At 36.6% G+C, this 12,166-nt stretch carries 14 protein-coding genes; 9 read left to right on the forward strand and 5 right to left on the reverse strand.

What is annotated here, in order from left to right:
• Nucleotides 1-98: 98 nt before the first annotated feature.
• Nucleotides 99-698: an orotate phosphoribosyltransferase-like protein gene (locus tag BK009_RS12075; RefSeq protein ID WP_100904798.1), complete on the forward strand. Its 600-nt coding sequence runs from the start codon at nt 99-101 to the stop codon at nt 696-698.
• Nucleotides 699-985: 287 nt separating this feature from the next.
• Here the strand turns inward: BK009_RS12075 and prf1 are convergent, their stop codons facing one another.
• Nucleotides 986-2,215, reverse strand: coding sequence for a peptide chain release factor aRF-1 (gene prf1, locus BK009_RS12080; protein ID WP_100904796.1), 1,230 nt, complete (start codon nt 2,213-2,215; stop codon nt 986-988).
• Nucleotides 2,216-2,831: 616 nt separating this feature from the next.
• Between prf1 and BK009_RS12085 the strand changes: the two genes are divergently transcribed.
• From BK009_RS12085 to BK009_RS12095, 3 genes are all read left to right on the forward strand, one after another.
• The gene (locus BK009_RS12085) at nt 2,832-4,352 is read left to right on the forward strand and encodes a SulP family inorganic anion transporter (RefSeq protein ID WP_100904795.1); all 1,521 of its coding nucleotides are present in this window, start codon (nt 2,832-2,834) and stop codon (nt 4,350-4,352) included.
• 160 nt (nt 4,353-4,512) lie between these two features.
• Nucleotides 4,513-5,190 (forward strand): UMP kinase, encoded by a 678-nt coding sequence (gene pyrH / locus BK009_RS12090; protein WP_100904794.1) that lies wholly within the window; start codon nt 4,513-4,515, stop codon nt 5,188-5,190.
• 108 nt (nt 5,191-5,298) lie between these two features.
• Nucleotides 5,299-5,499, forward strand: coding sequence for a DUF2116 family Zn-ribbon domain-containing protein (locus BK009_RS12095; protein WP_100904793.1), 201 nt, complete (start codon nt 5,299-5,301; stop codon nt 5,497-5,499).
• Nucleotides 5,500-5,643: 144 nt separating this feature from the next.
• On the opposite strand, the gene BK009_RS12100 is transcribed toward BK009_RS12095, so the two are convergent.
• Nucleotides 5,644-6,120, reverse strand: a complete 477-nt coding sequence (locus BK009_RS12100; RefSeq protein ID WP_100904792.1) for a DUF308 domain-containing protein — start codon at nt 6,118-6,120, stop codon at nt 5,644-5,646.
• Nucleotides 6,121-6,433: 313 nt separating this feature from the next.
• Here BK009_RS12100 and BK009_RS12105 point away from each other — a divergent pair, with 313 nt between their 5' ends.
• From BK009_RS12105 to BK009_RS12120, 4 genes are all read left to right on the forward strand, one after another.
• A complete protein-coding gene (locus BK009_RS12105; RefSeq protein WP_100909678.1) occupies nt 6,434-6,826 on the forward strand; it encodes a hypothetical protein in 393 nt (130 codons plus the stop codon).
• A 16-nt stretch (nt 6,827-6,842) separates the two neighbouring features.
• Nucleotides 6,843-7,634, forward strand: a complete 792-nt coding sequence (locus BK009_RS12110) for a hypothetical protein (RefSeq protein ID WP_157809735.1) — start codon at nt 6,843-6,845, stop codon at nt 7,632-7,634.
• A gap of 151 nt (nt 7,635-7,785) precedes the next feature.
• Complete coding sequence (locus tag BK009_RS12115) at nt 7,786-8,112, forward strand: YbjQ family protein (protein ID WP_100907469.1); 327 nt, start codon at nt 7,786-7,788, stop codon at nt 8,110-8,112.
• Nucleotides 8,113-8,203: 91 nt separating this feature from the next.
• Nucleotides 8,204-9,046, forward strand: a complete 843-nt coding sequence (locus BK009_RS12120; protein ID WP_100904790.1) for a YbjQ family protein — start codon at nt 8,204-8,206, stop codon at nt 9,044-9,046.
• A 3-nt stretch (nt 9,047-9,049) separates the two neighbouring features.
• On the opposite strand, the gene BK009_RS12125 is transcribed toward BK009_RS12120, so the two are convergent.
• The 3 genes from BK009_RS12125 to BK009_RS12135 form a co-directional block, all read right to left on the reverse strand.
• The gene (locus BK009_RS12125) at nt 9,050-9,721 is read right to left on the reverse strand and encodes an ABC transporter ATP-binding protein (RefSeq protein ID WP_100904789.1); all 672 of its coding nucleotides are present in this window, start codon (nt 9,719-9,721) and stop codon (nt 9,050-9,052) included.
• The gene (locus tag BK009_RS12130) at nt 9,711-10,415 is read right to left on the reverse strand and encodes an ABC transporter permease (protein WP_100909680.1); all 705 of its coding nucleotides are present in this window, start codon (nt 10,413-10,415) and stop codon (nt 9,711-9,713) included. Before BK009_RS12130 ends, BK009_RS12125 begins: the two co-directional genes overlap by 11 nt.
• A gap of 159 nt (nt 10,416-10,574) precedes the next feature.
• Entirely contained in the window at nt 10,575-11,093 is a 519-nt protein-coding gene (locus BK009_RS12135) for a DUF308 domain-containing protein (protein ID WP_100904787.1), read from the reverse strand.
• A gap of 505 nt (nt 11,094-11,598) precedes the next feature.
• On the opposite strand from BK009_RS12135, the gene BK009_RS12140 reads away from it, so the two are divergent.
• Nucleotides 11,599-12,078 (forward strand): DUF308 domain-containing protein, encoded by a 480-nt coding sequence (locus BK009_RS12140; protein WP_100904786.1) that lies wholly within the window; start codon nt 11,599-11,601, stop codon nt 12,076-12,078.
• The last annotated feature ends 88 nt before the right edge of the window (nt 12,079-12,166 follow it).

Genomic DNA, 12,166 nt, shown 5'->3' on the forward strand with positions numbered 1-12,166 from the left:
AAATATTGGTAATAAAAATATAGGTAATACATAAATTCAGATTTCACCATTTTATCATTCTATAAAAATGCAATATATATTTATGTTGGAGGGGTATAATGAACCAGAAACTCATTGAAAAGGCTCATGAACTTAGAAGCAGGGGTTTTACCACTGGAGAAATAGCTGACGAATTAAATGTCTCCAAAGACACTGCTCGGTGGCTTATACTCCAGGGAACCGATAAAACCAAAGAAAAATCTGAGGAAAAAGCACCAGTGGACTTTGCCATTAACTGGAAGAGTCTGGGAGGTAGTTCCACCCGGATGTCCTATGTTTCCGCAGCCATGGCTGACATGGCACTGCAGCATGGTGATGTGGAGGTAGTGGTGGGAATCACTGTGAGTGGGATCCCCTTCGCTACCATGATGGCCGAGTTTTTGGATGCCGACATGGCAGTGTTCCACCCTATTAAACACCGCAAAGAAGAAGATGCCCGGGGAGCAGTTAGCAGTAACTTCGCATCGGTAGAGGGAAAAAGAGTGGTAATAGTGGATGATGTCATCACCAGTGGTGGAACCATTGGAGAAGCCATAAAAGTCTTCCGCAGCCTGGGAGCAGAACCATTGGCAGCAGTGGTACTCATAGACAAGAAAGGACTCACAGAAGTGGAAAAAGTCCCTGTAGAATCACTGATACGTGTCAGCAGACTGGGATAATTCTTAGATAATTTAAATTATTATTTTCTTTTTTTTCCTTTTATTTAGATCGATAATTACAATTTTTTAATATTTTTCTAATATATTCCCCAATATTTCTAATATTTTAATATTTCTAATATCTTCCTATTGTCCGAAAATGATGGCTTGTACAAATAGAATGCCATTTTTTTGATTTATATTCCTAATTTAGGCATATTTGGTTGTAAGGTAGATATTAGTTAAAATAAGAAAAAACAGGAAATATTAAGATTACAGGAAAATTAAGGGGGATAGGATTAGAGTCCCTACACCCTGTACCTCAATATGGCTCCGATACCTCCGAATGCGCGGAGTAGTTGCATTCCTTCCTCAGTTTCAGTGGATATGATCTCCACTTCAGAGCCTACTTCTTCAGCCAGGGTAACAAAGTCACCAATAACATCTTCAGAAGAAGAAACCTTCATGGTTTCACCACAATTTTCACAGGATTTATCCTTAACTTCACCCTCATTTTTAATGGTCTTCTCTACTTGATTTCCGCAGGAATGACACTGGAAGGTGTATCGTTTAGATTTGATATCCTCTGAGAGTAATAGAACTTCAACTGCACCGTTAATCAGGTTCTGCCGTACTTCAGCTTCCCCATATGATGCCAGGCCATTTTCATCCACCAGTTCCGTCAGGAAACGTTGAACCAGTTTTTTCTCACGCATGATGTCTATTTCCGTGAGGACATCCATGGATTTATCAATAACCTCACGAATACCAAAGTCACCTGTGTAGGAGGTGTCCACGGTGGTTATGATTTTTTGTTTGATTTCATGGTGCAAATAATCTCCATTAATAAAATCCTCTTTTGTATGGCCCGGACCTCCAATAATAATTCCTTTTAGACCTTCTAATTCTAAAAATGCTTCGTTCATATGTTCCCCAATCCTTTTAAGGAACTCATGGGCTGCCAGTTCGATTAACCGGTCGAAACGTCTCTGAGATTGCCCACCGGCTTTGTGTTTTCCAGGAACACCGCTGGTAAGGGTTTTAACTATGTCCACTCTTTTTCCTTTCATAATGGCTATAGTAGCTTCTTTACGGTCGACAACTGCCAGTCCATAGATCTCCTTATCCTCCAGGATTTCCTGAAGTGGTTCCAAGAAGAACTGGGAGTCACAGTGGTAAGTGTAGGTCTGAACTGGTTCTGGTGGTTCGAAGACATAGGTCTCCATCTTCTCGGTGCCTGGACCTCCCTTGGGGATCATCCCCACAAAAAGAACTAGCCCCCTCTCAGGTGGTTTTGGGAAAAGTCGCATACGTTGCATTATAACTTCAATAGCGGACTGGACATTTTTCTTGGTCTGCTTACTTTTAATATTAGCACTCTGGCTGAGTTCTTCTCGCATGTGCTTTACCACATCGCTGATCTGCTTATTTGGAGGTATGTAAACAGACACCAACTCGGTACCTCTCCCTTTTTTATCAGAGAGTTCTTTCAGGGTGCGTTTAACCTCATAAAGTTCGGTTGATGATGGTTCTGACATTTAATATTGCTCCTAAACTGATAAAATTCATAAAAGTACGCTTATTTTAAGGATTCATTAAATATTTTCATTATTTTTTTTATCATATTGTTAATAATGACACGGAATCCTTGTAAACATTAGTTCCAATAATCATTTAATCTTTATCTTAACCTTATATTATATTTTTTCAGAGTTTGGAGAATACATTCATATTGAATAACCATAGATTTCAATGATTTGTGTTTATTTAATTTTTTGGTAATATTTATTCATGTTTATCTGGATATGAATGGATAGTAGGGTTATAGTTTATATATGGTAGAGTTCAATTACAAATTATACTATGGAAATTGTTTAATAAAGTTGAATTTTTTTTGATGATACTATTCTACAGAAACTGCATGGATTTATTGATGATCAAACGGTTCCAATCTTTCGGATTCAATGTATTATCCATTTTTTTGTTATCTGTCTGTCCCAGTACGGATTTAGATATATAAAAAGATTAATGTAGGTCGTTACCGGGGTTTGTCCTGTTTTTAGTGTATCAATGAACAATAATGTCAAATGCTCAAAATAAGCGGTTTTTAATGAATATCCGCTTGCTCACAAATATTTATGGATTGGTTAAGTCATGTCTTTGGTAAATAAAATTAAAAAAACTAATACAAAAAATGAAATTTTATCAGGTGCTACAGTTGCTTTGGCTCTGGTTCCAGAAGCCATAGCTTTTTCTATAATTGCCAATGTAAATCCCCTGGTTGGCCTTTACTCGGCATTCATCATTGGATTGATAACGGCTATAATTGGGGGTAGGCCAGGGATGATCTCTGGAGCCACCGGGGCGGTGGCAATAGTGGTGGTTGCTTTGGTGGCCAGGCACGGTGTTGAATATTTATTTGTAGCGGTAATCCTAATGGGCCTTATACAAATGGCCATTGGCTTTTTGAAATTGGGGAAATTCATTCGCCTGGTTCCCAAAGCAGTGATGTTTGGATTTTTAAATGGACTGGCAATTGTTATTTTCGTTTCACAGTTTCCACAGTTCCAAACTGCTGATGGAAGCTGGATAACTGGATCTGCCCTGTGGATAATGTTGGGATTCGTAGCCCTGACCATGGCCATCATCCAGTTCCTTCCCAGGATTACCAAAGTAGTTCCTGCTTCTTTAGCGGCTATTGTCGCGGTTTCGGCCATAACCATAGGTCTCCAGATACCAACCAGAACAGTGGGTGATCTGGCCTCAATTTCAGGGGGCTTACCTGCATTTCACATACCAATGGTGCCATTAACCATGGAAACTATTATCATTGTACTGCCTTATGCTATTGTAATGGCATTGGTAGGTTTGATTGAAAGTTTACTCACTTTAAATGTGATTGATGAGATGACAGAAACACAGGGAGACGGGAATAAAGAAAGTGTGGCCCAGGGAGTGGCTAATACTGTTTGCGGATTCTTCGGAGGTATGGGTGGCTGTGCCATGATCGGTCAAAGCATCATCAATGTTAGTTCCGGAGGAAGAACTCGAATTTCAGGTATTGTAGCGGCTTTAGGATTACTGGCAATCGTTTTGGTGGGTTCGTCCCTGGTGGAAATAATACCCATGGCTGCATTGGTGGGTTTAATGTTCATGGTGGCCATAGGAACCTTTGAATGGGCTTCATTTAGGATTATTAAAAAAGTACCAGCCACTGATGTAATAGTAATGGTAATTGTGGCTTCAGTAACTGTAATCTTCCATAACCTGGCAGTGGCAGTAATAATTGGGGTTATAATATCTGCCCTGGTTTTTGCATGGGAAAGTGCAAAGAAGATACACGCCCACACTTTCACTGATGAAAATGGTATAAAACACTACGAAATTACTGGCCCATTATTTTTTGGTTCAATAACCGTATTCAAGGAAATATTTGATTACACTAATGATCCTGACGAAATTATCATTGACTTCAGTAAGTCTTCAGTGAGGGATCATTCAGCAATTGAGGCGCTCCATGATATGACTGAAAAATACGCTAAACAAGGGAAAAAAGTTCATTTAAGACATTTAAGTGAGGATTGTCGCCTGCTTTTGGATAATGCTTCAGAAATAATTGATGTAAACCACTGGGAGGATGTTCGATATAATTTATCAGACAACCAGGCAAAGTGATATTCAAAGTTTGGTAATTCACTAAAATGTGATAAATTTATAATTATAATGTTCTGTTTAAATAATAGTATTAATGAATTCCTACAAAACAGGATATGGAACTTTTAAAAACTTGGACATTAAACAGAATATTTAGCTCTAATTATTTATTGGTGATGAGATGCGAGTAGTGATCACAGTAGGTGGATCCATAATAATCAAGGACCACGATTATAAGAAATTTCAGGATTATGCAAGTGTATTGAAGAGTATGGCCCAGGAACACCAGATCATGGTGGTAGTGGGTGGTGGCAGGACCGCCAGGGACTACATTGGAATAGCCAGGGATCTGGGAGCATCTGAAGCCCTATGTGATGATATTGGAATTGAAGTCACCCGACTCAACGCAAGAATCCTTATAACTGCCCTGGGAGATGATGCTTATCCACGGGTACCCCATAACTTTGCCCAGGCTCTGGAATTTTCCACCACCGGCAAGATTGTGGTAATGGGTGGCACTGAACCGGCCCACAGTACTGATGCAGTGGGAAGTATTCTGGCAGAATTTGTGGGGGCTGATTTACTCTTAAACGCCACATCAGTTGATGGTTTGTATGATAAGGATCCCAACAAACATATTGATGCAAGGATGTTCCCGGAGATCACCCCACAAGAGATGTTGGGAATGCTGGCCGATAAGGAGATGAAGGCCGGTACCTATGAATTCATGGATAAAACCGCCATACAGATCATTGGCAGATCAATGATTAAAACAGTGATCTTCAATGGAGAAAATCCTGAAAACCTTAAAAAGGCAGTGAAAGATGAATTGGGCACAGTGATAATGCCCAATAAATAATAAATCATTTTTCCCGAATTATATGGTAAAATTTCTTTCAATTAAGGTTTAATATATCTAATAATTCAAAGTATTGAAATCTTTAAAAAATTAAAGAGGTAATTATTCATGATTGAACAACACAAGCACTGTCCTATTTGTGGGACACCAATACCGCTTAATGAAAGGTTTTGCTCACCTAACTGTGAGCAGGTAGCCCTGGCCAACCAGAAGAAAGTACAAAAAACTAAAAGAATGCTTTACGTCTTATTCGCACTCTTCATACTGGTATGGTTGTTTTTCATGTTAAGGGGTCAGTTCGGATTTTAAAAAATTATTTTAAAAATGAATTATATTGTCCGAAAGGTTTTTTAAGATTTGGACATAAAACCCCTTTTTAGTGGGTCAATTCTTTTTTTTTAATTTTGAACTATTTGGTTTCGTATTTTCGCAATTAGTTATTCTCTTTCCTAGTTATTCCCTGATATTCAGTATTCCATAGATTAGCAGCCCAATCCCGGTTATAAATCCTAGAATATTAGGGTTCAAGTTGTAAAAGCCCACAATAATAAAAAGGAACCCGAATAGCAATCCGAATATCCCAGCATATACCTTGTAAGTTTTTCTCTCACCCACCAGCAGGGCGATGATTCCGGTAATCAGCAACAGTATCCCGGTAATTATGTATGCCCATAAACCGAGATTTATTAGCCATGAAGTGTTAAACAGGAATGTTATCCCCATTATTATTCCAACTATTCCCACTAAAAAAGGGAATAACCATAGATCATTGGATGTTCTTTCACTGAAGCCTAAAATGGTTAACCATACACCCATTCCCAGTATTAACAGTCCAGATATGAGGCCAAGGGTGGCAAGTCCCACTACCGGGGCGGTTATCATTATAATTGCCACTATTATTGCAATAATTCCCACTATTGTGTTTTTCATTTGTAAACATCCTCATTGATTTATTTACAGCTATCTAATCCAAATTCAAATTGTTATTTGAACTAAACAAGTTATTTAAACCTTTGCAACCTATTTCCATTGGAAAGAAACTAAGTATTAGTATTATCTTTTGTCCTTGGGTTATAATAAATTTAATGATAATTAAATCCGGTTTTTATTGGACACTGTCAAAAACTTGGGGGTTTTTGAAATTTGTGTTTTGATAAACAATTTGGTTATCCTTGTTTAAACTCATTATTTCCTGAAATAAAAAACTAAAAACTTTTATAATAAGGGGAGCATAGTATTTTCTATGCTAAACAGAAAAATACTTGCTCCAATTGATAGTTTGTTTGATCAGAGTTATAAACTTTCCTATTTTTGTGAAGATTTATCGAAATATGAGGAAAATCATTTAAAATCGATTGAAAGAGATGATAATGTATTTAATTCGTTGAATACTTGGTATAAAAAGGATATTTTTCATATTGAGGTGCTGGTTTCTTTTTGTCCGGAGTGTTTCAGTAAATCTGTGATTAAAAATGGAGTTAAAGAAAGAAAACTTTATTTTTATGATGAAGGAGTTGTTAACGCTGAAATTCAAATGTACAAGTGTAAAAAATGTGGTAAAAAGTTTAAAACAGATATATCAGACATTGTAGATGATAATAGTAACTTTTCAAATGAATTCAAAAAAATGCGTTGAATTAGCTGGTTTATTCTTGGGATCAATCCGTAAAATTGCTTATAAAATTAAAAAAGACACGGGGATCAGTGTTTCAAGGCAAACAATTGAAAACTGGATACTTGGATATGAAATCCCTAAAAAAGAAGTAAAAAATCTTTATAGTGGTTATTACATTTTTGACGTGGGGTGGATTAAGCTTAACGGCTTTTGGAATTACCGTTTCGCTTTATTCGACAGTAAACAGAATATTATCGTTGCTGATGAAATATACTCCAAAGAGAATTCCACGAACATACAAAAGTTTTTAGAGGAATCCACCAGAAATCAAAAGAAAATAGCAATAACAAGCGATTTAGATGAAAAATATAAACCCATAATTGAAGGATTAGAGTTTACGCATCAGTGGTGTTTATTTCATGTGTTTAAAAACATAAATAAGAAAATAAAAGAATACATAAGAGATAATGAATTGTCTGATGATGAATTAGAGAATATAAGGCAAGAAAAACTAGAAATATTCAGTTTATTTAACAGTAAATCATTTAAAGAAGCTAGAACTCGAATGGATGAAATATTAAATCAAATAAAAGATTATTCAAAGGTTATTCAATCAATTATCATGGATTCGTTAATGCCTTACTTCAAAACATACTTTTCGTACCTTTTAGATGAAAATATTGAACGAACTTCAAATAAATTGGAAAACCAATTCCAAAAAACCTTTCCTAAAAGTATTAAAAGAATAATGAAGATTAAAAAAGGTGCAATGTCGCGAATAAATATCAGAATAGAAATCCTAAACCAGATAAAGGTTTTTGACTCTTAACCCCCAAGTTTTTGACAGAGCCTTTTATTGGAACTCTAGAAATGCCTTTTATAACTTAACTCAAATAATTAGAGAACTTTATTAGTACTATAAAAAGATTAATATTATAAACTTAGATATGGGAGAAAATCTAGTTGGGAGATTTAGAAAAATGCTTGTTTTAACCACACCGTCCATAGAGGGGAAGAAGATCGTTGAATATTATGGGTTAGTCACTGGAGAGTCCCTTTTAGGGGCAAATGTATATAAAGACATGTTTTCAGGTGTGAGGGATGTGGTGGGCGGTAGGACCTCTGCCTATGAAGAAGAACTTAAAAAAGCCAGAGAAGTGGCTTTAGAAAGTATGAAAGACAAAGCCACAGATAAAGGGGCAAATGCGGTTATTGGCACACGTCTGGCTTATCATAATCTGGGTGGGACCATGGGCAACACCATAATGGTCACTGTCTTTGGAACTGCAGTTTCCTATGAGGTATAAAATCTAATGGAGCATGAAAAGGCAATTAGTAAAAAACTGATCACTTAAATTTTATTTCATTGAACTTCAGCATGTTTAGGAAGGGATAGGCTTGTTTGTATCGGTATTAAATTTTTTAAAAGATAAACGCTGGGCTTTTTTTGCTATACTCATAGGATTCGCTGCCGGATTTTTATCCGCCTTGATCTGCGTGGTATGGGAACTTAAAATCTTCGGGTTTAACATACTGTTCATTGTATCTCCACTAATAGCTGGGTTTGTGGAAACCTACATAGCTCAACGAACATACGGTAAGAGCACTGGGGCAATCAGTGCACTTTTAATATTTCTATTTATAAATGCCTATGCTTGGCTTTTCCCCCAGGACCCAATTGTGCTCAACTTCTTTACACTGGGAGGTCTGGCACTGATGATACAGGCAGCATTCCCCATACTCATTAATTATCTCATCTTCGTGGTTTTTTTGGGAGTTTTAACCTATGCCATTGGTTATTTGGGGAACCTGTTATCCAAGGCCACCAACAAGGTCCGTAGGAAAACTCCTGAAGGAGAATTAACAGATATTCCTGAGGATGAATCAGAAAATTTGTTAAACAGCCCACAATTGAGTTTTATGGATGATCTGGAGGTTCCACTGGTATCATTACCTCATCTGGATGGTGGGAAGATCACCAAGCATGTTGGTCTGGTAGTTGGAGAAGCCTTTGTGAAAGAAAATTCAGAAGGTACTTCTAAATTGTCTAAAAAACCACAGTTAAATGGCATGAGTTTAAATGAAGCTAAAGAATCTGCTTTGCTTGAAATGCTCGATAATGCTTATGCAATGGGTGCTAACTCTGTGGTCGAAGTTTTAATTGATTATAATGCAATTGGGGGTTTTAAAGGTAGCTCAATTATAGTTACTGCCACTGGAACTGCGGTGGTTTGCCAGTGAGACTTATGATTTACTCTCAGATGAATAAAGTTCGATTATTCCGTATTCCAGCCTATAAGCCTCCTTAAAGAATTCATGGAATGAATTTTGGCTGCTGGTCATAAGAATGGTGATGGTTTCCATTTTTTCTAAAAGTTCTAAGAAATTCTCAGTTGCCTTTAGATCCAGTTCTGCGGTGGGCTCATCAGCGAGTAAGATGGAGGGATTGTTTACCAGGGAACGGGCCAGTGCAACTTTTTGTTCTTCCTCAATGGATAGATTATCAGGGAACCGGTTCCAATTATCCACTTCCACTTTTTCCAGTAATTCCATGGCCCTATTTCTATCAGATGATACCATGGGAAGCAACACATTTTCAAGAATCGTAAGGTGAGGTAGAAGATTAGCTCTGCGAAAAATAAATCCAACTTCATTTCTAATCAGTTTTGAACGTTGATCTTCACTCAAATCAAGGGTTGAAATTCCTTTAACCCTAATATCCCCTGCACTGGGTCTTTTGATAAGGCCTGCCAGATGGATCAGGGATGTTTTACCTGCTCCGGAGGGACCATATACCAGGGTATGGGTGCCGGAGGTAAGTGTAAATGATAAACCTTTAAGGGCCGACACTTCCATCCCACCCTTCTCATACACCTTATTAACATCTTTAAATGTTAAAATTTCCTCAGTAGCCACAGAGAAAAGCCTCCTCCACTGTTATTTGGGAGGTAAACCATGCGGGATAAAGTCCAAGAATAAGACTGAGCAGGGTGGTAATAATGATGGTGCTTAGGACTAACCAAAATGGTAGTAGCGTGTTAAACAAACCCGGCTCGAAAAAGGTGGATAATACCCAGATACCTACACTTCCAATGATAACTCCAATTATGGATCCAATTAACCCTAGTAATCCTGCTTCAAGGGTGGAACTTATAAGAATTTGTCTTTTTGTAAATCCCATACATTTAAGAAGACCAATCTCTCGCTTTCTCTCTGAAAGGTTGAAGCCCATGGTGTTCATAATTCCCAAAACACCAATCAAAAGGGCAACACTGGCTAATCCATCTAAAATATAAACTACATTAAGAAGAAGATTTTCTAAACGAATTACCAGTTGGTTTTCTGTAAATGAGGTTCCTAAAAAAGAGTTTAAATAATCAATTGCTGTTAAAGCTAAGTTGGTCTGGTTGTTAGTTCCTGATGTCTGGTTGGTTTCCCCTATTATTTCCCCAGTGGTTGTTCCTGATTTTTCAATAAAACTACTAATCCCCAACCCTGAACTTACCAGAATAAGTAATATTATAACTCCCAGTGAGATTCTCAAAACAGTGGAAAGATTACGCAAACGATTACGCCGTAAATTTTTCCAGGATAAGGCATATATTCCCATTTAATCAGCTCGTTGTGTGTTAAATTCACCAGATTATCTATTTGAGTTTGGTTTTAAGAAATATCATTAGGAGAGTTTAAAAAAATACCTTGAAGCATTCTGTTTTTTTAAAAGACATAAATGGAAATTAAGTGTTGAGGCTTGTTTAAGCTGGTTTTTTTATTCTAATGTATCGGTACTAATTTCTGCTGCAGGTTTAAATATTTCAAATATTCCACTGATTATTAGCCAGATACCAATTAAGGCTGCTAAATAGAATGGATTCCAGGCGTATAATCCTAAAATTATGTATATAATACCCATTAAAATTCCCAGAACACCTACTCCTTTGGCAGATCCTCCTTCTCCGGAAAACAGGGTAATCACACCAGACATAAATAGGAAAAACCCGGCTAAATACAGTATAAAGCTAGCTAAGAAACTTAATTCAACTATGTTTCCTACCAGTCCTATTCCAGCAATTATGGCAATAATTCCCAGGATTAAATTGAGAATACTAGTTCCTTTGTTGATTTTCCACCCGGAAAATCCTTGAACCAGGAACCAGATGCCTAAAGCAAGTACTCCGAGTCCTGCTAGGATGCTAACTGTGAAAATACTTATCATTGGAAACGCAATTACTATAAAACCTAAGATAATTGCTACAACTCCTAATAAAAGATTTTTGTTTTCAGCCATTTTTATCAAACCTCCCACAAGTTCATAACAAGCCCCATACGCCTTTCTTTTTATAGTTAATGTTATAAGTTTTTTTCATAAGAATAGCTGGTAATATCAGATATTATCATCATTTACTGGTTTTACAAAAAAATGTATACTATCAATCTTAAAATAACGCTATTAATTGGTAAAAATTATCGTATTAATAACATATTCTGGTTGAATTTTAAAATTTAATTAAATGTACAACATTTATCTTTAATCCAGAAGAACCACAGCCATCAGAAAATAATAATTCGAGTAAGGGATATTAATCTGATAGAATGCCATTTTTTATTTAAATAACAGATTATAGAGTTATTTTTTTAATTAAACCTTATTTCATATTTTTATATTGAGTTTTAAAGATTATTGATGGTTTTTTTATTGGATGTTAATAGTAAATAACAATATTTTTATACATTCAAAGATAAATTTTCTATGGTTAAATATGGATTTAACCAAAAATTAATGGAGGAGTTTGATGAAAAACCCTGTATTAGGTATTTTAGCAATAGTTCTTGGTTTAATTGTGTTAGCGTTTCCACTGGCAGGCCTTGTGGCCGCAAGTGTGTTGACGGGCTTTGTAGTATTGATGATTGCTATCTGGCTTTTAGTTGTAGGTGGATCCCAGATGGAGGTAAGTAAAAGTGCGGGGATAATGAACCTTATCCTGGGTATAATAGTCCTTATCGTAGGAATCGGCCTTATATTCAGCCCAGCGCTGTTCGCATTCTTAGCAGGATTCTTATTATACTTGGCAGGAATTTTCCTGATACTTGCAGGAATAATATCCCTGGCATCCCGTAGTGAATTCAAAAACGCCACATGGGCGGGTATCCTTGGAATAATACTGGGTATCATCTACATAATTCTGGGAACATTCGCCTTTGACCCCATATACCTGGGGGCTTTAATTGGTGTCTGGTTAGTAATAAACGGTATATTTTCTCTACTTGAGTAAATCTGTTACTTATTAACAACTAAAATACAAGAAATAGGCCCTTTAAAAAAAGTGGAAATTAGTTACCCTATATAAATTCTTCATTTTT

Origin of the sequence: Methanobacterium subterraneum, assembly GCF_002813695.1 — an archaeon.
Classification (GTDB): Archaea; Methanobacteriota; Methanobacteria; order Methanobacteriales; family Methanobacteriaceae; genus Methanobacterium; species Methanobacterium subterraneum.

Bases quoted from the DNA above. Each gene is read 5' to 3' on its own strand.
- BK009_RS12105 (WP_100909678.1), top strand. From the start codon at position 6,434: ATGCTAAACAGAAAAATACTTGCTCCAATTGATAGTTTGTTTGATCAG.
- BK009_RS12100 (WP_100904792.1), bottom strand. From the start codon at position 6,120: ATGAAAAACACAATAGTGGGAATTATTGCAATAATAGTGGCAATTATA.
- BK009_RS12115 (WP_100907469.1), top strand. From the start codon at position 7,786: ATGCTTGTTTTAACCACACCGTCCATAGAGGGGAAGAAGATCGTTGAA.
- BK009_RS12130 (WP_100909680.1), bottom strand. From the start codon at position 10,415: ATGGGAATATATGCCTTATCCTGGAAAAATTTACGGCGTAATCGTTTG.
- BK009_RS12075 (WP_100904798.1), top strand. From the start codon at position 99: ATGAACCAGAAACTCATTGAAAAGGCTCATGAACTTAGAAGCAGGGGT.
- BK009_RS12095 (WP_100904793.1), top strand. From the start codon at position 5,299: ATGATTGAACAACACAAGCACTGTCCTATTTGTGGGACACCAATACCG.
- prf1 (WP_100904796.1), bottom strand. From the start codon at position 2,215: ATGTCAGAACCATCATCAACCGAACTTTATGAGGTTAAACGCACCCTG.
- BK009_RS12140 (WP_100904786.1), top strand. From the start codon at position 11,599: ATGAAAAACCCTGTATTAGGTATTTTAGCAATAGTTCTTGGTTTAATT.
- BK009_RS12135 (WP_100904787.1), bottom strand. From the start codon at position 11,093: ATGGCTGAAAACAAAAATCTTTTATTAGGAGTTGTAGCAATTATCTTA.
- pyrH (WP_100904794.1), top strand. From the start codon at position 4,513: ATGCGAGTAGTGATCACAGTAGGTGGATCCATAATAATCAAGGACCAC.
- BK009_RS12085 (WP_100904795.1), top strand. From the start codon at position 2,832: ATGTCTTTGGTAAATAAAATTAAAAAAACTAATACAAAAAATGAAATT.